Origin of the sequence: Rhodococcus sp. I2R, assembly GCF_020889545.1 — a bacterium.
GTDB lineage: Bacteria > Actinomycetota > Actinomycetes > Mycobacteriales > Mycobacteriaceae > Rhodococcoides.
In genome coordinates, this window is the sequence record NZ_JAHUTG010000024.1 from 22425 (window position 1) to 42477 (window position 20053).

At 64.1% G+C, this 20053-nt stretch carries 15 protein-coding genes; all 15 read left to right on the forward strand.

The features are described 5' to 3' along the window. Positions 1–53 precede the first annotated feature (53 nt). The 15 genes from KVY23_RS20560 to KVY23_RS20630 all read left to right on the forward strand — a co-directional run bounded on the left by KVY23_RS20560 (position 54) and on the right by KVY23_RS20630 (position 19960). Positions 54–1799: a fatty acyl-AMP ligase gene (locus tag KVY23_RS20560; protein WP_230558030.1), complete on the forward strand. Its 1746-nt coding sequence runs from the start codon at positions 54–56 to the stop codon at positions 1797–1799. Beyond that, a complete protein-coding gene (locus KVY23_RS20565) occupies positions 1796–3604 on the forward strand; it encodes an acyl-CoA dehydrogenase family protein (RefSeq protein ID WP_230558031.1) in 1809 nt (602 codons plus the stop codon). Before KVY23_RS20560 ends, KVY23_RS20565 begins: the two co-directional genes overlap by 4 nt. After that, complete coding sequence (locus KVY23_RS20570; RefSeq protein ID WP_230558032.1) at positions 3601–5238, forward strand: acyl-CoA dehydrogenase family protein; 1638 nt, start codon at positions 3601–3603, stop codon at positions 5236–5238. Before KVY23_RS20565 ends, KVY23_RS20570 begins: the two co-directional genes overlap by 4 nt. Before the next feature lie 102 nt (positions 5239–5340). Then, a complete protein-coding gene (locus tag KVY23_RS20575) occupies positions 5341–5601 on the forward strand; it encodes an acyl carrier protein (RefSeq protein ID WP_230558033.1) in 261 nt (86 codons plus the stop codon). Beyond that, positions 5598–8612, forward strand: a complete 3015-nt coding sequence (locus KVY23_RS20580; protein ID WP_230558034.1) for a type I polyketide synthase — start codon at positions 5598–5600, stop codon at positions 8610–8612. The genes KVY23_RS20575 and KVY23_RS20580 overlap by 4 nt, the downstream gene beginning before the upstream one ends. Continuing rightward, positions 8612–9616 carry a 3-oxoacyl-ACP synthase III family protein gene (locus tag KVY23_RS20585; RefSeq protein WP_230558035.1) on the forward strand — a complete coding sequence of 335 codons (1005 nt, stop codon included), beginning with the start codon at positions 8612–8614 and terminating at the stop codon, positions 9614–9616. The genes KVY23_RS20580 and KVY23_RS20585 overlap by 1 nt, the downstream gene beginning before the upstream one ends. Next, positions 9613–11337, forward strand: coding sequence for an HAD family hydrolase (locus tag KVY23_RS20590; RefSeq protein WP_230558036.1), 1725 nt, complete (start codon positions 9613–9615; stop codon positions 11335–11337). Before KVY23_RS20585 ends, KVY23_RS20590 begins: the two co-directional genes overlap by 4 nt. A 3-nt stretch (positions 11338–11340) precedes the next feature. Further along, positions 11341–11562 carry an acyl carrier protein gene (locus KVY23_RS20595; RefSeq protein WP_230558037.1) on the forward strand — a complete coding sequence of 74 codons (222 nt, stop codon included), beginning with the start codon at positions 11341–11343 and terminating at the stop codon, positions 11560–11562. After that, positions 11559–12347 carry a 2-oxo acid dehydrogenase subunit E2 gene (locus KVY23_RS20600; protein WP_230558038.1) on the forward strand — a complete coding sequence of 263 codons (789 nt, stop codon included), beginning with the start codon at positions 11559–11561 and terminating at the stop codon, positions 12345–12347. Before KVY23_RS20595 ends, KVY23_RS20600 begins: the two co-directional genes overlap by 4 nt. Positions 12348–12351: 4 nt before the next feature. After that, the gene (locus KVY23_RS20605) at positions 12352–13458 is read left to right on the forward strand and encodes an alpha/beta fold hydrolase (RefSeq protein WP_230558039.1); all 1107 of its coding nucleotides are present in this window, start codon (positions 12352–12354) and stop codon (positions 13456–13458) included. After that, positions 13455–14198 (forward strand): thioesterase II family protein, encoded by a 744-nt coding sequence (locus KVY23_RS20610; RefSeq protein WP_230558040.1) that lies wholly within the window; start codon positions 13455–13457, stop codon positions 14196–14198. Before KVY23_RS20605 ends, KVY23_RS20610 begins: the two co-directional genes overlap by 4 nt. Next, a complete protein-coding gene (locus KVY23_RS20615) occupies positions 14195–15457 on the forward strand; it encodes an MFS transporter (RefSeq protein ID WP_230558041.1) in 1263 nt (420 codons plus the stop codon). The genes KVY23_RS20610 and KVY23_RS20615 overlap by 4 nt, the downstream gene beginning before the upstream one ends. Further along, complete coding sequence (locus KVY23_RS20620; protein ID WP_230558042.1) at positions 15454–16941, forward strand: MFS transporter; 1488 nt, start codon at positions 15454–15456, stop codon at positions 16939–16941. Before KVY23_RS20615 ends, KVY23_RS20620 begins: the two co-directional genes overlap by 4 nt. Next, complete coding sequence (locus tag KVY23_RS20625; RefSeq protein WP_230558043.1) at positions 16938–18425, forward strand: class I adenylate-forming enzyme family protein; 1488 nt, start codon at positions 16938–16940, stop codon at positions 18423–18425. The genes KVY23_RS20620 and KVY23_RS20625 overlap by 4 nt, the downstream gene beginning before the upstream one ends. After that, positions 18422–19960: a phosphopantetheine-binding protein gene (locus tag KVY23_RS20630; RefSeq protein WP_075837645.1), complete on the forward strand. Its 1539-nt coding sequence runs from the start codon at positions 18422–18424 to the stop codon at positions 19958–19960. Before KVY23_RS20625 ends, KVY23_RS20630 begins: the two co-directional genes overlap by 4 nt. Positions 19961–20053 lie beyond the last annotated feature (93 nt).

Sequence of the window (20053 nt, forward strand, 5' to 3'; positions counted from 1 at the left end):
GGTTTCCGTCCGAAACTTTTGTGTGCCCACAGACGATCAGGGAGCCGCGTTCGATGCAGAACTCCGAAGGCGCAGTATATTTCGACGATTTCGTGTCCCACTTCCGCGGAATCGTCGCCGAGAACTCCGACCGCCTGGCGATCTCGTTCCTGTCCGACCGCGGAGAACCTGCCGCGGAACGCACACTGACGTTCGGCGAACTCGACGCCCAGTCCGCTGCGGTCGCCGGGTACCTGCGCGAAGCGCACGGCGTCGGTGAACGCGCCTTGCTGTTGTTCGCGCCCGGTCACGAGTTCCTCTACTCGTTCATCGGCTGTCTGTTCGCCCAGGTCATCGCGGTACCGGCACCGGTTCCGACCGACGCGAAGGGAATGGAGCGTCTCGGCAAGATCGTGCGTGATTCCGACATCGGCGTTTTGTTGACAACGGAAGCACTGCGACCCGCGATCACGACGTGGTTGACCGAGAGCGGGCTGGACGAGGTTCGCAGCGTGGTCGCTGTCGACTCGATCGATATCTCGACCGCCCCTAGCTCCCCATTCGAAGCCCCCACACCGGACACGGTGGCGTTCCTTCAGTACACCTCGGGATCGACCACCGACCCCAAGGGTGTCGTCATCACGCACCGAAACTTGATGGCGAACCAGCGCGAGATTCACCTGGTCACCGAGGCCACGCAGAACGACGTCGCCGCTGGATGGCTGCCTCACTTCCATGACATGGGCTTGATCGGTCAGCTCCTGCACCCGCTCTACGTCGGCTTCCCCGGGCACTACCTCTCCCCCGTGGCGTTTCTGAAGCGGCCGATGCTGTGGCTGGAAACACTGTCCAGATTCGGCGGAACCATGACCGTCGCACCGAACTTCGCGTTCGAAATGTGCACCAGGCGCGCGACCGAAGACAACACGGCCGGTTTGGATCTCGCCCATGTTCGGATCATTCTGAACGGTTCCGAACCGGTGCATCCGCAGACGCTGGTCGATTTCTGCGAACGATTCGCCCCGTCCGGACTCGACGCGAAGGCGGTGTACCCGTGCTACGGCCTGGCAGAAGCAACACTGCTGGTGTCCGGTGTACGCGGAACCGGCTTCACGGTATTCGACGCCGATGCCGATGCCCTCGAGGACAACCGAGTATCTGCGGCAACGGAGAACGGCCCGGTGCGTCCGCTGGTCGGCAGTGGTGTCGTCGGCGTATCGGAGGTTGCCATCGTCGACCCCGCGAGCTTGGAGCGACTGCAGAACGGCCGTATCGGCGAGATCTGGGTCCGAGGCGAGACAGTCGCGCAGGGTTATTGGAGGAACGAGGCGGCCACGGCGGAAACGTTCGACCTGGGATTGTCCGGTGACAAGGGGTACATGCGGACAGGGGACCTCGGTTGCTTCGTCGGGGACGAGTTGTTCGTCACCGGGCGCCTCAAGGACGTCATCATCGTCAACGGTAAGAACCACTACCCGCACGACCTCGAGCAGACCGCCAAATCGGCGCATCCAGCCGTCGAGCTCGGCTTGACGGCCGCCTTCGGGATGGGCGAGTTCCCCGAGCGAGTGATTCTCGTGCAGGAATTCAGCGCGGATGCTCTCGGCGAAATGGACGCCGCCGATCTGAAACCTCTTTTGCACGAGGCGATTCGACGGTCCCATGGCCTTGTGGTAAGCGAGATCGTACTCGTCGACCGCAAGGTTGTCTCCCGCACGACAAGCGGAAAGATACGTCGGGCCGAGATGCGGGATCATTTCCGCGACGGCCGGCTCGAGGATCGCGGAGCTGCACTGACCGGCGCATCGGCCTCACAATGACCGCCGACCTCGACCTCGATCACGCAGTGTCCGTCGATGAGCTCGAGCGCCGCCTCGCGGCTCTACTCGCGTCGGTCGACGCAGCGGACGTCGAAGACCTGGACGACGCGGACGAGTTTCCCACCGAGTTGACCGAAGCCTTGAACCGGCTGGGAGTGCAGCGTTGCTACGTCCCCACCCGGTTCGGAGGGCTTCTCGACGACTACCCGGATGCGGGCCGAATCGTCCGCAGCCTGGCGAGGACGGATGTCACTCTCGCTGTTGCACACGGGAAGACATTTCTCGGGGCCGTATCGGCCTGGGTGGCCGGGAACGACGAGCAACGCCAGCAACTCGCGGACCTCGTCTGCGAGGGGAAGCAGGTGTCATGGGGGTTGACCGAGCGATCACGCGGAAGCGATCTGCTCTCCGGTGACGTCCACGCGGACGCCATCGATGTGCACGGTCACGCCACGGACGCGAGGGTGGGCTTCGGACAGGACGCCGACGGGTTTCTGCTGCACGGCGAGAAGTGGCTGATCAACAACGCGACCCGCGGACATGCAGTCTGCGTACTGGCACGCACCCGCGACGGCGGCTCCGCGCGGGGCTACAGCTTGTTCCTCGTCGAGAAGTCCGAACTCGGTGCCGCGACATTCGGCACACTGCCGAAAGAGCTGACCCACGGCATCCGGGGCGCCGACATCAGCGGCATCACTTTCGATCGTGCATACGTGCCGGCGTCAGCTCTGGTCGGACGCGAGGGTCACGGCCTCGAGATCGTACTCAAGGCCCTGCAACTGACTCGCACGATGTGTTGCTACCTCTCGCTCGGCGCCAGTGACCACGCCCTGGCGATCACGGGCCGGTTCGTCCGCGATCGTGTGCTGTACGGTCGCACGCTCGGCGATCTGCCTGCCGCGCGAACCGTGCTCGTCGAATCGTTCGGCGCTCACTTGCTGGCGGAGGCATTGACCACTGTCGCAGCACGGTCGATGCACGTTCTGCCTGGCGAACAGTCCTGCCTGGCGGCCGCGAGCAAGTACCTCGTCCCGTCGACGATCGAGTCGACGATGATCGACCTCCGCAGACTGATGGGTGCCCGATCGCTCCTCTCGGGGATCGGTACCGAAGGAACCCTGTACAAGGTCGAGCGAGACCACAGAATCGTCTCCCTGTTCGACGGAAACACCGTGGTCAACCTGAACACTCTGATCAGCCAGTTCTCGGTACTGCTGTGGAAGAAGCACGCACGGACCGCCGAGGACCAACACAACCTCCGAGTGTCCGCCTCCATCGGTGCGCCGCTCCCGGCTCTCGATCTCGACCGACTGTCCTTGATTCCCCGCCGCGGGCTCGGGCTACTCTCTGTTCTCGCCGAATCGGTCCGCGAACTCGACAAAGCCCTCGACAGCCGGGACTCAGGGCACGCATTCGTGCTCGACTGCGCGCAGGAGTTGGTTCATACCGTCGAGACACTGTCCGAGGAAACCCGCCTGCTGGGCCGTGACCCAGTCGAAGTTCCGACTGCGGCTTTCGTTGCAGCGGAACAACTCGCAGCATGTATCGCCGGATCAGCGGCAATACAGATATACCTGAATAACAGAGCAGATATGCCTTCAGACGCACTGTGGTCCGATGCACTCTGGCTACAGCTCGCGCTGCACACCGCACTCGCCAGAATCGGGATACGACGCCCCCTGCCCCTCGACAGCGTCGACGCCGGCTATCGCGTGCTGCTCGATCAGCTCGGCCGTCACTCGCACCCGACGCTGTTCGACGTGCCGGGCTCAGGCAACGTCGACGACGGGCGGGTGATCGCATGACCAGCCTCGACACACTGCTCGGCGATCCGTACGATCCCGACAACGCCTACGGGGTCACCGGTGTTCTCGAAGCCGACGAACGCCGCGAGATCATGGCCGGAACACGATCGGTCCTCGACAGCTACGGGTTCGGCGCGGAGTTCGTGCCGACTGCACTCGGTGGCCGATTCACCTCGACCGAGCGGCTGATTCAGTTGCTACGACCAGTTTTCGGACGCGACGCCTCACTCGGCCTCGGGTACGGTCTCACCTCGTTCATGGCCGCGGTCAATGTCTACGCAGCAGGTCGGGACGACCAGAAGGCTGCGGTTGCTGCAACGCTGATGTCGGGCACTCCGATCTCCGTTGCCTACCACGAGCTCGATCATGGGAACGACTTCGGCGCGAATGCACTGCAGGCCACGGATGACGCCGACATCTACCGGCTGAACGGCACGAAATCGGTGATCAACAACGCCGACCGGGCAGCGTCGGCCGTCGTGTTCGCTCGCACCGGAGCATCCGGATCCGGTGGCCGGGAGCACTCGCTGTTCTTGGTCGATCTCGACGGTCCCGACTCGCCCACAGCGACTCCCCGGCATCGGAGCTTGGCTCTGCGCGGTTGTCGACTCAGTGGACTCGACTTTCGGAACACGCCGGTGGCGTCCTCGAACATGCTGGGTGCACCCGGCACCGCAGTCGAAACCGCCCTCAAGTCTTTCCAGGTGTCGAGATGTGTGGCCGCGGGCGCAGGTCTGGGGCCAGTCGACGAGAGCCTCTTCGCGGTCGCCGGTTTCACTTCGCGAAGGCGCCTGTACGGCCGCGACCTTTCGGATCTACCGCACGTTCAGCACACTCTCGCAGCGGCTTTCGCTGATCTCATGGCCGCAGAATGCATGATCGCCGACGCGGCCGAGACACTGCATACCCGGCCGGAATTCGGTAGTGCGCACTCCGCTGCAGCGAAATACATCGTTCCGAGGGTCTTGGAATCTGTGATGTCCGACCTGTCTGTCGTTCTCGGTGCGCGTTTCTACCTGCGAACGGGACCGTACGCACTGTTCGGCAAGCACTATCGTGATTTTGCCGCACTCGCGATCGGACATGCGGGTGGAGCTGCCTGCCAGTTGGCGATCCTGCCCCAGCTCAAGCGCCTGACCACCCGGGGTGACGCGGCCGCAGCCAGCGCCCGTGAATCCGAACCAGTGCCGTTGAATTTCGCGTCCCTGCGGATGCTCAGCCCTGGACCGGACCCTGTCCTGAACCGTCTTCGAGTCGGCATCGAGTCGGCGCCGAAGCATCCAGCGCTGGCCGAGGTGTGGCCAGTTCTCGCGGGTGCTGTCACCGAGCTGCGGTCAGGGGCCGCAACCCTGACTCCGCAGGACCTCGGTGTGACCGCGTCTGCCGCGGCGATGCGCCTCACCGAGCAGTATTCGCTGCTCCTCATGGCCGCTGCCGTCGTCGACAGGCTCGATGGGGACGCCCCGCCGTGGGCAGTGCTTGCCCTGCACCGCATCGCCGAACGGGTGGCAGGCCTGCGGCTGGCGGCACCTACCCATGTCGTACTCGAGACCTTCACCGAAGTACTCCGACGAACCCACGAGGGGCGCGCATTCGATCTTCGTGAGCGTGCAGTCCCCCGCACGATGCCCTGACGCCCGGGCCCGAGCGATCGGGCCGCAGCAACCTTCATCCACTACAGATCAACAGCACTACACCGTCATTCATGCACTCCCGTCACGCCAGAAGGAACGACTATGCCTGCTCGTCCGATCGACGAAACCGAATGGCTGATCGAGAAGCTCGCAGGATTCCTCCGAATCCCACCGAGTTCGGTCGACATCGACCGCCCACTTGCCGAGTACGGACTCGATTCGGTCTATGCCCTCACCCTGTGCGGTGACATGGAGGACGAGTTCGGAATCGTGGTCGAACCCACGATGGCGTGGGACTACCCGAGTGTCTCTGCGATGGCGGGGTATCTACGCTCCGAGATAGCAGCCAAGGCCAGCTCGTGACTGCGATTGCACCCGTCGCGGTCACCGGCATCGCCTGTCGGTTCCCCGGTGCGCCTGACGCCGCGGCATTCTGGAAGCTGTTGGTGGAGGGGCGCCACGGCACCACCGAGGTGCCCTCGGATCGCTGGACCAGTGCGGACTGGGCGGGCGGTTCGGAGTCTTCTCGCCAGCCGAGTCGATTCGGTGGGTTCATCACCGGGCACGGCGAGTTCGATCACTCCTTCTTCGGCATCTCACCGGCCGAGGCGAGTGAGATGGACGTTCAGCAGCGGTTGATTCTCGAAATGTCCTGGCACGCGATCGAAGATGCTGGAATAGATCCCACCAGCTTGGCCGGCAGCAACACCGGCGTCTTCGTCGGGATGATGTCGAGTGACTGGACCTCGATGGCGATGTCGAGTCCGGCAGAGATGACACCGCATCGAGGCACCGGCGGAGGCTACTGCATGGCAGCCAACCGCGTGTCCTACCACCTCGACCTGCACGGCCCGAGCATGACCGTCGACACCGCGTGTTCCTCTTCGCTGGTGGCAGTCCATCAGGCCGTCAACGCAATTCGGATCGGCGATGTCGACACCGCGATCGTGGCCGGGGCCAACATGATGCTCTCGCCCGCCTTGTCGGTCTTCTATGCCGAGTCCGGACTCGCCTCCACGGACGGCAGATGCAAGCCGTTCTCCTCGCGGGCCGACGGAATCGGGCGCGGTGAAGGTATCGGAGTCGTCGTGCTTCAGCGTGAGACCGAGGACATCGCACGTTCGGGGATGTCGTACGCCCGGGTCCTGTCCTCGGCCGTCAATCACGACGGGCGCAGCAACGGGATTTCCGCACCCAGCATGTGGTCACAGATCGACGTTCTCGAGTCGGCGTATTCGCGGGCCTCGCTGGTTGCGTCCGACGTCGACTTCGTCGAAGGGCATGGCACGGGGACTGTCCTGGGCGACATGATCGAGTCTCGTGCCCTCGGGAAAGTACACGGCGTAGACCGCGCCGAGCCGTGTCTGCTCGGTTCGGTGAAGGGCAATGTCGGTCATCTCGAGGGAGCCGCGGGAATCGCTGGATTCATCAAGGCAGCGCTCTCGGTGAAGAAACGTGTCTTTCCCCCATCACTGTTCGCCGATCCCGAGAACAACAGTCTCGGACTGGGCGAGAAGGGTTTGCAGCTGAACGCCTCGGTAGCCAGGCTGCCACGCAGATCGCTCGTGGGCGGGATCAGTTCGTTCGGTATGGGCGGGACCAACGCGCACGTGGTCATCGGGTCACCCAGCGAATCCCGTTCTCCCAGTCGCCTGTCCGGTACTTCGGTGATCACCGTCTCAGCAGTGGACGAGAGCGCATTGGCCACCAACGCCATCGAACTCGCCGACTTCGTTGCCGATATCTCCGCCGACCGCTTCAACCAGGTCGCCTACTCGACCAATATGGTCAAGTCCGGTCTTCGATCGCGCCTGGCCGTCGTGGCCGACAGCGCGGCGGAGGCGTCGGCGGCCCTGAGACGAGCTGCTGTGGAACGCTCGGCCAGCGACGTAGAGCGGGGCCGGACGCCCGCGCCGGCGTTTCTGTTCACCGGGCAGGGATCGCAATACCCGGCGATGGGCAGTGCCCTCGCGCGCCAATGCCCGGCATACGCGGAGAGGCTGCTCGAGGTTCTGGACGCGGCACCGGCCGAACTGCGTTCGGATCTCGAAAAGGTGCTCTTCCTGGAGGACTCCGCCGACCTGGTGCGCCGTGCCGCTGTTGCGCAGCCTGCCCTGTTCGCAGTCCAACACGCCTTGGCCGCAGCCTTCCTCGACGTCGGCATCCGCCCCAGCGCAGTTCTGGGACACAGCCTCGGTGAGTTCGCAGCGGCCGTCGCAGCGGGTGTTCACTCGATGCCGGAAGCCCTTGCACTGGTCTGCGCGCGCGGTCGCGCAATGGACTCCGCCTCGCCCGCCGGCGGAATGCTCTCCGTCCGTGCCGACGCCGAGACCATCGCATCACGCGTGGACCTCGATGCGACGCTGTGCATCGCCGTGATGAACGGTCCGCGAAACACCGTGCTCGCAGGTGAGGCCGCAGCGCTCGAACGTGCCGAACGCGCTCTGGCCGAGTTCTCGCCGAAGCGACAGCGGGTGACCCATGCTTTCCACTCCCCCGCGATGGAACCGGCGGCTTCGGCGTTCCGGGCCGAGGTGGGATCCGGTATGTCGGCCGGCGACGCAACGATGGGGTTCTACTCCACCCTCCGCGGCCACCGGATCGACGGTCGCGACATCTCGCTCGACTACTGGAGTGAGCAGATGGTCCGGCCGGTTCGCTTCCTCGCCGCATTCGAGGCGCTCGCCGACGACGCCCGACCTACGCATCTCATCGAAATCGGTCCGCACGCGGTCCTGACGACCCTGGCACGCGATATCGGCACCTCGGGTGCGGACTGCCTCGTTCCTATCGCAGGGCCCGCATCGGTCGGATCGGAGTTCGCGCAAGTTCTCGCGACTCTCTACACCGCGGGTGCCGACATCGTGTGGCCTGCGCTGTACGAACCGCAACACCGCACGATTCGACGCCTCCCCGGATACCGCTTCGATCACGACCGGCATCGGTTGGCGAGCAAGCCGGCGCTGCGACTGCGTTCGAGTATGCCTGCCGCAGAATCGGGGCTCGAGAGCCCGGCGGTCGGGGCGGAATCGAGCGGCCTCACGGCCGGACGGTCGTCCTATGCAGCGGCGGAAGCGGCTTCGGGTGAAGTCGATTTCGATCTCGAAACGTCGATTTGCACAGCCATCGCGCAGCTCGGTGGATTCGACATGGCCGAGTTCACTCGCGAATCCCGACTGCGCGACGATCTCGGCTTCGACTCCATCATGGCAGTCCGACTCGGGGATCGAGTCAACGAGATACTCGCGCCGTGCCCACCCATAGCTGTGGTCGATCTCGCCGACAACCTCGACACCGTCGGCAGTCTCGTCGACTTCGCCCACCAGCACGCGCAGCAGCATGTGCGCACACCGATTCTCGAAGGAGCGAACTGATGTACGTGCTCGCAACCGGGACCTGCCTGCCCGGCAATGCAGTGGACAACTCGGCGCTCGCTGCACGCTTCGGCATGAACGCCGAGTGGATCGAGCTGTTCGTCGGCACCCGAACACGTTACTTCGGAGTCGATCTCGAGTCCGGGGAGCGAACGCACTCGATCGTCGATCTCGGGACGCACGCAGCCAGACAAGCGCTCGATCGCGCCGGGCTGGAGCCGTCGGACGTCGATTTCCTGGTACTGGCCACTGCAACGCCGGATACGCTCATGCCGACCTCTGCCACCGGAGTCGCAGATCGGCTCGGTATGAACCTCATTCCTGCGTACCAACTGCAATCCGGCTGCTCAGGGGCGATATCGGCCTTGGACGTCGCGCGCCGCATGCTCGACGACGAAAACCGAATCGGTCTGGTGATCGGGGCCGACCTGTGCGCCAAACATATGGTTCTGGACCGCGATATCAGCTCCATGCACCCGTCGAAGCTCGTCAACTACATGCTCTTCGGTGACGGGGCGGGCGCGATGGTGATCTCCGCGGACCCGGATGGTGCAATCATGCGAGCGAACACCATCCATTGCGTGTTCAGCGGCGCGGGCAGCGTTCCAGGGCAGACAATCGAGTGGTTCGGCGATGCCGATCGCGATTCGGAAGTTCCTGCCGTGCAGGAGGACTACAAGGCAATCGAACGACGCGTGCCCGGCATGAGCGTCGAGACCGCACGCGAACTCCTGCGTCGATCATCCTGGACCACGGACGACGTCGGCTACCTCCTGCCGCCCCAGCTGTCCGGAATCATGACGGCCCGCATCCGGAAAGAAATGGGCATGGACGGTGCACGCGAGGTCAGCTGCGTCGCTGAGACCGGAAACAGCGGAAACGCCCTGGCGTTCCTCCAATTCGACCTCCTCGCCGAGGTCATCGGGCCCGGTGAACGGGCCCTTGCCGTTGCCATCGAGTCCAGCCGCTGGATTCGCGGCGGAATCACGCTGGAGGGATTGTGACCACCACCAACCCGCACGATCCGATTGCGGTATCGATACTCGGTAGTTCGACCGTCCGCGGACTCGAAGCCCCTCTCGTCGCGGAGCTTGCGCGACATGGCTTCACCTCGGCGATTCGCATCGGTGGATACGGCACCTGGGCTCTGGAATTGATGGACGACCGAGCTCAGGTCTTCGAACACGACCCCATGATGACCGTCGTGATGCTCGATGCGAAGGTGGTCCTGGATAACCTCGGCGACACCTGGACGGCGCAGGACATCACCAAGGCCCTCGATCTCGTCGCCACCCAGCTCGAGGAGTCCCTGCCGGCTCATGCAACACGGCGGCTGACTGTCCTCACGACGATCCCTTTGCCCATGGCCGTGCTTGCGATGTCGATAGACCTGACATCCAAAGCACGAATCGGTGCCGCGTGGCGCCGATTCAATGCGCGCTTGCTCGACCTGGCCGTGGCGGACCCCTCGATCGTGGTTCTGGATGCGGATGCGATTCTCACCGAGATCGGACCCTTGGCCGATCCTCGTATGGCGGCCTACGTCGGCATAGCGCTCGGCACCGACTTCATGCGCGAGTGCGCGCGTCAGATCGGCCACATCGCCCGTTCGCGTCGCGGCTTCGCCAGCAAGGCGCTCGCGCTCGACCTCGATGGAACCCTTTGGGAAGGAATACTTTCCGAGGATGGCATCGACGGTATCAACTTTCGACACGGCCATTCCGGGGAGGCATACGCAGCGTTTCGACGCGCACTTCGCCAGCTCGCCTCACAGGGAGTGCTGCTGTCGATTCTGAGCAAGAACGACGACGACCTGGTCCGACGGGCACTGCTGGACCACCCCGACTCCGACATGAGCGAAAGCGATTTCGTCAGCATACGAGCCGATTGGAACCCCAAGCCCGGCAATCTGGTCGAGGTCGCGGCCGGTCTCGGAATCGGTGTGGACTCCTTCGTCTTCGTCGACGATTCCCCGTCGGAGCGGGGTGCGATGCGCTCGGCCATGCCTTCCCTGCCGATCGTGGCCGTCGACCCGGATGAGCCCGCGTTGCATGTCGTATCGCTACTGCGCGACGGGTGGTTCACCACCACGTCCATCACGGATGAGGACACAGCACGAACGGCCAGGTATCGAATCGAGATGCAACGCAAGTCGCTGCGCGAGCGCGCGCAGGACATCGAGACCTATCTGCGCGATCTCGGAACGACCGTGGTGGTCTTCGAACCCCTCGGCGTCGAGATCGCTCGGATCGCGCAGATCACCCAACGCACCAATCAGTTCAACCTGACAACTCTGCGCATGGACGAACAGGCGGTGCGGTCGTGGATCGAGAATCCGCAGTCCGCAGTGCTGGCAATCGAATGCGCGGACCGGTTCGGCGACCACGGAATCGTCGGCGCTGTGTTCCTCGAGCGTGCAGGCACGACCACATTCGTGCGCAACCTCGCGCTGTCCTGCCGGGTCTTGGCTCGCGGGGTGGAAACTGCCCTGCTCGCGTACGTAGCGCAGGGCGAGTTCACGCGTGGGCAAACGGAGATGATCGCTTGGCGCACACCGAGCGCGAAGAACTCGGCCACCGCCAGCCTGTACCTCGATCACGGGTTCCGCGTGTCCTCGCACGATCATCGTGCAGCGCACGGCCTGAGTTCGGACTCCGACCAATTCGTCCTGGCTGCCGCCGACGCGCCGTCGGTGCCGCTGTATGTAGACATCAAGGAGAGATGAACAATGACCGAGGAACGATTCGTCGAGCTGGTACGCGCTGAAAGCGGCTTGGACATCACGCAGTCGGGCCTGTCGACTCCATTCGACGGCATCGCCGGATGGGACTCGCTCTACCTGTTGAAAGTCATCACAGCAGTGGAGGGCGAGACAGGCAGACCGGTCTCGGTCGTTCGCGCCATGGAAAGCACGAGCCTGCAGGACATCTACCAGGTCGCCACGGCATGACCTCGCTGGTGTCGATGGCTCGGAGTCTTGGGGTGGTGCCGAACAGCCGATGGCACACCCTTGCGTTCCTCGCAGGCAACGGCGGTCGCAGTCCGGTGTACCTCGGCGTGGAGGTGGATGCGTCGGCGATGCTCGCCCGCAGAGCCGACACGGCCGCAGCGTCGATCGTTGCCCAGGTCGTCGCTGCAGTCGGCACGGTCTGGGCGCGCCACCCGGAGGCGAACTCCTCGTTCACCTCCCTCGGTCTGCCGTTCGTGGCGCGTCACCGTGATGTCGACGTGAAGCTGTCGTTCGACATCACCGTCGCAGGGACGAGAACTGTGCAGTCGGCGATTCTCGCTGCCGCACAGAATGTATCGGCCACCGAAGTCACCGAATGGATAGCTGCGACACGTACACGGCTCGAGGCGGGCGACCGTGGGCCCGTCCGCGCTCTGCAGTTCCTTCCCGGTGTGGCCGGCCGTGCCGCCTTCGAGTTGGCCACCCTGCTGCCATGGGGCCACCGATCGCTGGGAACCGTTGCCGTCACTTCACTGGGCCACCGTCCGATCCGGCACTTCTATTCAGACGGAGGCACCACGATGACGGTGGGGATCAGCAGACTGACCGAGACCGTCGCACTCGTGAACGACGCCGTCGTCAGCAGGACGGTGCTACCGCTGTCGCTGACTTTCGACCACCGGGTGATCGACGGCGCTCTGGCGGCCGAAGTCGCCGCAGACCTTGTCTCGGCGCTGGAATCCCCCGTCGCACGAACCGCACCCGAACTCGAACGGACCGTTTGACATCATGGACTACCTCGACGACTTGAAGACCCTGGTCGCCCTGCATGCGCGCGCCCAGGGAATGGGTCCCAGGCACACTCGAAGGATCCTCGACTCCATCACCACGCTGGAGGACGGGGAAGGCGGATGGGCGGACGCATGGTTCGCAGAAGGCACTGCTCGACTGGAGGCTGGTCGAGACCGCGAGGCCATACAGCTTTTCAACCTGGCCCGCTTTCCTTTCGCCTCCTCGCCTCGTCGGAAGCAGGCGTACAAGGCATGCACCGCCGCGTTCACGAATTGGGCAGCGGAGATCGACGGCGTGGAGAAGCTCACTGTCGCGCTCGACGGGTCCACCGTGCCGGTCTGGTTCCGGGGACTACCCACCGACGGTCCGAGTCCGCTGCTCGTGGTGATCGGCGGGATAGTCAGCCCGAAAGAACAGTGGGCAGAGATGCTGCTGTCCGCACGCGCACTAGGTATGGCAGTGGTGATCGCCGACTTCCCCGGGGTAGGTGAGAATTCGACTCGCTACAGCGAGAACAGTTCGGTGCTGATCTCGGCCATCGTCGATGCAGTGTCGACACGCATGATGATCGAAGGCGTCCACGCACTCGCGATGAGCTTCGGTGGCACCCTCGTTCTGAAAGCCGCGGCGACCGATCCTCGCATTCGTTCGATGGTAACGGTCGGGGCACCGATCAAGTACCTCTTCGGGAGCGCATCGATATCAGGTGAGCTGCCCGCAGCCACCGTCCGCACTCTCGAACACGTCACCTGCGCTACAGGTTCGGCATTGGCGTCGACGCTGGCCGGCTGCGCTCTGGACGATCGCGAACTCGACCGCATCAAGATTCCGGTTCTCTACCTCAAGAGCAGCCAGGACGAGATCACCCCTGCAGCTGAATCACAGCTGGTGCGAGACCGCATAGTGAACTCGCGCGTCATCGAATTCGACGATGTCCATGGCTCGCCCGAACACATGACGGCTATCCGGTTGTGGACCATCGAGGCGTTGATGCAGCAGACCGGGCTCAAGCCGGTTGCAGGTGCGGCCCTGTCGCTGATTCTCTCGCTGGGGTCACGCCTGTCGATGTTGTCACCGGTCGATCTGGGCAGGCGTGCAGCATGATCGATTCTGCTGCAGAGGCTGTCACGGAATCGCCTACTGTGCTGTGCTTTCACCATGCCGGCGGATCGGCCTCGGTGTACCGACGCTGGTCCGACTCCGCCATCCTCGACGTCGTTCCCGTCCAGCTTCCGGGTCGCGAGAACCGCCGCCGTGAACGGCGTTTCACGGATCTGTCCGCACTACTCGATCTCCTGGAGATCGAGCTCGCGGATGTGATGAACAAGCCGTACGTGCTGTTCGGCCACAGCATGGGCGCCCTCGTGGCCTACCGGCTTGCCGTTCGTGCACTCGAAGCAGGGCGCCGACTGCCCGAGTCGTTGGTGGTCGCAGCCGGTGCGCCGCCGCACGTGCCCACACTCCCGCTTCCGCTGGACTCCTTGACCGATCTGGAAATCGCGCACGCGCTCGCCGAGTTCGACGGCCTACCAGCAGTGCTGTTGGACCGGCCGGAATGGCTCGGGCCGCTGCTGGCCGTCGTCAAAGACGACATCAGGGTGTGTCAGAGCAACCGTGTCGACGACACCACGACATTGCCGATACCGATCCACGCAATCGGCGGTACCACCGACCGGCTGGTCTCGACGGCTTACCTCGAACAGTGGGACCGGCACACAAGCAGAGAATTCTCCATGACCACTATCGACGGGGGACACTTCCTCACCACGGACAACAGCGAGGAACTGTTTTCTCTGGTGGAGCGGATCGTCCGCACGACCGTCGGGTCGGTGAGCATCCCATGACGATCGAATCGGCCCAGGGCAGGCGCATCGGGCGCGGGCCCGTCGAGTCCCCGGCTCCGCGCGGACTCGAAACCGGACTCGCCCTCGCGGGGCTCGCCGGGTGGGTGGCGTTCTTCGCGCCGACGCAGGTATTGCTCGCGGTCGCGACCGAACGTATGTACCCCTCCGACAAAGAGCTCTTCTTCGGATTGATCTCCGCGGCGGGCAGCGCGGTCATGCTCATCAGCTATCCCCTGATCGGGGCCTTGTCCGATCGATTCCTGCAGACCGTCGACAGACGGACGGTGTCGCTGGTCGGTGTCGTTCTCGCAGCGGCCTGTCTGGTCATGACGGGACAAGCCGACAGCGGTGTGGAACTTGTCATCTGGTGGTGCGCGACACAAGCCGGAATCGCCGCGATCCAATGTGGCGTGGAAGCAACTGTCGCCGATCGGATTCCGGTCGCACACCGTGCTCGCATCGGCGGGAAACTCGCGGCGGCGCAGATGTTCGCCGCCTTGCTCGGTACTGTCGTCGCGTCAGTCTCCACCGATCTGTCCGTCTCGTACCTGGTCGTCGCCGGCGTCGTCGTACTGCTGGCGGCGCCGTTCATCTTCGTGTCGACCACACGTGAGCCGAAATCGGTTCTCACACCGCCCTCGCCGGGGCCTGAACGCAACCGCGAGCACACCTCGACACCACAGTTGTGGCTGGGATGGACCAGCCGAACGCTTGTCCTGTTCGGGCTGGGCAACGTGACTCAGTTCCTCTACTTCTTCGTGCACGACGAGCTTGCACGGCCGGAGCCTGCTCGCGCTCTCATTCTGTTGACCGGGCTCTTCGTGGTGTCCGTCGTGGTGAGCGCTCTGGTGTTCGGGAGGCTGTCCGACCGTATCGAGGACCGGACCGGGCCGGCAATCATCGGCTCGGCGCTCGCAGGACTTGCGGCATCGGTATTCGGGTTCACCTCCTCCTGGCCCGTGATCCTCTGTGCGGCAGTTGCCTTCGGAGTCGGACTCGGCGCGTTCATGGGGCCGACGTTCGCACTGCTCACCGAGTTGCTCCCCGATCCCAGACACCACGGCCGAGACCTCGGGCTGCTCAACTCGGCGGTCGTCGCCCCCAGCGCGCTGGCCCCTGTGGTGGGGGTCGCGATCCTGCGACTCGAACACGGCTTCACCGTGCTGTACGTGGTCGCAGGCGTGTCGCTTCTATTCGGATCGGCCGCGATGTACGTGCTGCGTCGGCGCAACCGCGCCATCTCGATGGGTGCGCTATGACCGCGACCGAGGTACAGGTCAGCCGACGACCCTGGGTCGTCCTGGTCGCCATGTCGGCGGCTGTCACGATCGTCATCTTCAACAGCTCTGCCATCAATGTCGCCTTGCCGACGATGGCCACCGAACTCGGGCTCTCGGCAGCAGCCATGCGCCTGGTCGTCGTCATTAACTCGGTGACGTTCGCGGCCATGCTGCTACCTGCGGGATACCTGTGCAACCGAACGGGAGCGCGGACCGTATTGCTGCTCGGTCTGCTGGCGACCGGACTGGGCGGAGCCGCAGCAGCTGCCGTCGACAACGTGCCGACCATCATGATCTCCCGTGCGGTGATGGGCGTCGGCGCCGCGTGCGTGATGCCGTCGACCCTCGCGCTCGTCGTCGCCACGACTTCCGAGGCGGGCCGATCGAGGGCCATCGCAGTGTGGAGTGCGGTATCGGTGGCCGGGGCGGCAGGAGGCCCGATCATCGGCGGAATCCTCGTCGACGGATGGGGCTGGAACTACATCTTCGTGGTGTCGGCCGTCGGTTCAGCCGCGATGGCCACTGCCATTCTTCTGCTGGTGCGTCCGCAGGCAAAGCTGCCGCAATCAGCGGTCGACGTCCGGCTTCTCGTGCTCGCTGCCGGCGCCATCACCACCTTCGTGCTGGGTGTGACGGTCGTCAGCGACGAGATGCTGCCCGGCATCGCTCTGATCGCGGTTGCCTGTGTCCTCGCCGCAGCAGCGTGGGCAGTGAGCGGCAAGAAACCCGACAGCACCGGTGACGAGCCGCCGCGAACCCGAGAGCAACGTCGTGAGTTCTTCGGCGCGTCGGTCTCGAACATGCTGTTGTTCTTCGCTCTCGCCGGGACATTGTTCGTACTGACCCAAAAACTCCAGTTCCAGTTCGGGCTGTCACCGTCGACGGCCGGGTTCGCTGTCGCGCCGGTGACGCTTGCGTTGCTGATCGGAGTTGCTGTATCCACGCCGTGTTCGAGCGCCTTCGGTCGCCGACCCGTCGTCGTGGGCGGCCTCGTCACCGCAGCGATCGCCTCGATCACGCTCTCCGCGTTCGGAGGCGAACTGAGCACCGTGCTGGGTGCGGTGTTCTTCGCAGGCATCGGCGTCGGAATGGCGCTCCCGCTCGTCACCGAATCCATGGTTGCCTCCGTGCCCTCCCATCGCGTGGGCGAGGCCGCGGCGGTCAACGACACGATGCAGGAAATCGGATTCTCCCTGGGCGTCGCGGTCCTCGGTTCGGTCCTGGCCGGCTTCTACCAAGCTGGACTACGCGAAACATCGACCGAGACTGGGTCGCTCGGCGCAACCCTGGCCGAAGCCGACCGACTGGGCGATCGGGAACTACACGACGTGGCAATGTCCGCGTTCTCGACCGGATCGACCGCCGCCTTCACCGTCGGAGCAGTCTTCCTCGTGGCCGGCGCGATCATCGCCCACATGTACCTCCCCTCGACCGACCGAACAGCACGAAACGGAGCGAGATGAACACGACCCTGGCGTCGACTCCCCTTGGCCTACTGCACGACACCGCTGCGAAGTCACCGACTTCGATCGCGCTCCACGCCCCCGGCGGGCACACGGTCGAGTACGGGGACCTGGCCGGTCTGGTCGCCGAGACAGCGGCCGCACTCGCCGCGACGGGCGTATGTCCCGGGGATCGTGTCGTCACACGGTTGCCCAACGATGTGCCGGCAGTCTTGCTGATCTTCGCAGCGTGGACGGTCGGTGCGATCGCCGTTCCGCTTCCCCCGTCGACGACGGACAGTCAATTGCACTCCGTAGCAGCGGATTGCACGGCAGCCCTCATCGTGGTCCAGTCCCTACCGAGCGACGAATTTTCGAGTGGTTCAACGGTTCTGACCTGGAGTGACCTCATCGCTGTCGAGACTCTCGAGCAAACCGTGCACCGCCCGGTCGCCGGAGCGGAGCCCGCGCTACTGATGTACACCTCGGGCAGCACTTCCAAGCCCAAGGGTGTGATCTGCCCGGCTGCCGCAGTGGTCTTCGCCGTGGACTCGATCGGGCAGCGGCTCGAATACAGGGCATCCGACCAGGTACTGCTGATGTCCCCATTGTCCTTCGACTACGGCCTGTATCAGATTCTGCTGTCCTTCTCCGCCGGTGCTTCAGTGGTGCTCGCCGACGCTGCGGACGCCTTGGGTCTACTGAAGACCATTCGGTCGCTGCCGGTGACCGTCGTGCCGGCGGTGCCTGCCGTTGCAGGCATGCTGCACACGCTCCTCTCCCGTGGCGGCAGCATCGAGACGGTACGGATGGTCACCAGCACCGGAGCGGACCTCCCCCCGTCACGAATAGCGCAGTTGCGCGGTGTGTTCCCGAATGCAGCGATTATCGCCATGTACGGAATCACCGAATGCAAGCGCGTGACGATCGCCGAACCCGATATCGACCGCCACCGCCCAGGGTCGGTGGGGCGGGCGATCCCCGGCACCAAGGTGTCCATAGTCGACGACGACGGCCAGGAAGTCGAAACGGGCAACGAAGGTCAGATTGTCGCTATCGGGCCGCACGTCATGAGTGGCTACTGGAACGCCGAACACCTCAGCGCCGAACGCTTCGGTACCGATGCCGCTACCGGTGAACGGTGCCTTTTCACAGGGGATTACGGCCGTGTCGACCCCGACGGGCACCTCTACTTCACCGGGCGTCGAGACGACATCTTCAAGTCCAACGGAGTACGCACGAGCGTGTCCGAAATATCGGCCGCGGTCGAGTCGCTCGACTGCGTTCAGTCCGTCATTGTTCTCAAGCCCACCGAGGAGCGGGGACTGGCCATCGTCGTGACGGCAACGGCGTCCGAACCCGCAGTCCTGACGGCGCTGTCCGCGCTGCTCGAACCTGCCAAGATGCCGACGCGCTGCGTCGTGCTCGAAGAACTACCACTCACCGCCAACGGAAAAGTCGACACCCGCCGCGCGGTGCTCGCATTGACGAAGGAAACGCCATGACACGCCATGCCGACATCGCCCGTGACTTTGGAACACCGGTCTACATCTTCGACGCAGAGCGACTCGAGTCGGCAGCGCACGATCTCGCCCGTGCGTTGCCGCAACCGAGCTCCATCTATTTCTCGCTGAAGGCGAACCCGAATCCCGCTGTTGCAGAGACACTTCGACACGCTGGGTGTTCAGCAGAGGTGAGTTCCATCGGAGAGCTCGATGCGGCGCTGACCGCAGGCTTCGACGCCGCCGACATCATCTACACCGGGCCGGGAAAAACCGACGAGGAAATCGTGCACGCTCTGACGAGCGGCGTTCGCGAGTTCTCGACCGAGTCGAGGACGGATCTGCAGCGGCTGTCCACACTTGCCGAAGGCTTGTCGATACAAATCGGAATCCTGTTGCGTGTCAACAGTGAATCGGCACCGGGAGCAGCAGGAATGCGGATGACGGGAGCGTCGTCCCAGTTCGGCATCGATACCGGGACCGTCCCGTTGACGCGCGAGGACATCGATCTTCCCTCCATCGAGGTCCACGGCTTCCACTTCTACCCACTGAGCAATGCCTCCGACGAGGCGGCGCTCATCTCCGAGATGAAGAACAGTATCGATACCGCGTGCAGACTGCGCGACGAGCTGGGCATCGAATTGAAGATTCTCGACCTCGGTGGCGGTTTCGCCGCACCGTACGCTGCGTCCGGCGCCCGGCCGATCTACACGAACCTGAGCGAATCCGTCTCCGATGCGCTGGACGCACGACTGCCCGGTTGGCGGTCCGGTGAGACCAGGATCGTTTTCGAATCCGGCCGCTACCTCACAGCGGACTCGGGCGTGCTCGTTGCTCGAATCATGGATGTCAAGGACAGTCGCGATCGTCGATATGTGATTGTCGACACCGGAATTCACCATGTCGGCGGGCTTTCCGGTATCGGTCGCGTACTGCCGGTTTCGGCACAGGTTCTCGCGAGCTCGACCCATGGCGAGGTTGCCGGTGTCGATACGTCGAGCGTCGAGGTGGGAGACGAGCGCGACATCGTGATTGCCGGTCCGTTGTGCACTCCAGCAGATGTCCTCAACCGCAACGCCGAGCTCGTGGATCCTCACCCAGGTGATCTGCTCGAGGTCCCGAACGTAGGGGCTTACGGTCTATCCGCCAGCTTGATGGGATTTCTGTCCCGTCCGGCGCCCGCGGAGGTTCTCGTCCGCGGCACCGATGTGTTGTCGGCCACACGAATTCACTTCAACAGAACGGCGCTACCCATGCCCGCACCACAGCTGAACCATTCCAACCACAACTGGGATCGAGCGTTCGAGCGTCATATCGCTCGCGCGGTCCCCCGCCTGTCGATCGAAAACGGCCTGAGCGCCGAGGAGGACCTCAAGAACGCCGGGCTCGACTCGCTCGCGCTGGTCGCCCTCCTGGGAGACCTCGAACGCGAGTATGGCATTGCGATCACCGATGACCAACTGACCGCGGAGAACTTTGCCTCGCCGGCGTCGATCTGGGCGCTGATCGAACGCGCAGGAGCGGCCGTCAGGACGTAAGAAGTCGATCATGTACATTGCCGATTTCCTCGGTGGTATAGGACTTTCCGTGTAGGTGATCGAAGTTCGACCTCAACGTGAACAGTTGTCTCT

Coding starts and splice junctions, on each gene's coding strand:
- KVY23_RS20560 (WP_230558030.1), top strand. CDS start 54: ATGCAGAACTCCGAAGGCGCAGTATATTTCGACGATTTCGTGTCCCAC.
- KVY23_RS20565 (WP_230558031.1), top strand. CDS start 1,796: ATGACCGCCGACCTCGACCTCGATCACGCAGTGTCCGTCGATGAGCTC.
- KVY23_RS20570 (WP_230558032.1), top strand. CDS start 3,601: ATGACCAGCCTCGACACACTGCTCGGCGATCCGTACGATCCCGACAAC.
- KVY23_RS20575 (WP_230558033.1), top strand. CDS start 5,341: ATGCCTGCTCGTCCGATCGACGAAACCGAATGGCTGATCGAGAAGCTC.
- KVY23_RS20585 (WP_230558035.1), top strand. CDS start 8,612: ATGTACGTGCTCGCAACCGGGACCTGCCTGCCCGGCAATGCAGTGGAC.
- KVY23_RS20595 (WP_230558037.1), top strand. CDS start 11,341: ATGACCGAGGAACGATTCGTCGAGCTGGTACGCGCTGAAAGCGGCTTG.
- KVY23_RS20600 (WP_230558038.1), top strand. CDS start 11,559: ATGACCTCGCTGGTGTCGATGGCTCGGAGTCTTGGGGTGGTGCCGAAC.
- KVY23_RS20605 (WP_230558039.1), top strand. CDS start 12,352: ATGGACTACCTCGACGACTTGAAGACCCTGGTCGCCCTGCATGCGCGC.
- KVY23_RS20610 (WP_230558040.1), top strand. CDS start 13,455: ATGATCGATTCTGCTGCAGAGGCTGTCACGGAATCGCCTACTGTGCTG.
- KVY23_RS20615 (WP_230558041.1), top strand. CDS start 14,195: ATGACGATCGAATCGGCCCAGGGCAGGCGCATCGGGCGCGGGCCCGTC.
- KVY23_RS20620 (WP_230558042.1), top strand. CDS start 15,454: ATGACCGCGACCGAGGTACAGGTCAGCCGACGACCCTGGGTCGTCCTG.
- KVY23_RS20625 (WP_230558043.1), top strand. CDS start 16,938: ATGAACACGACCCTGGCGTCGACTCCCCTTGGCCTACTGCACGACACC.
- KVY23_RS20630 (WP_075837645.1), top strand. CDS start 18,422: ATGACACGCCATGCCGACATCGCCCGTGACTTTGGAACACCGGTCTAC.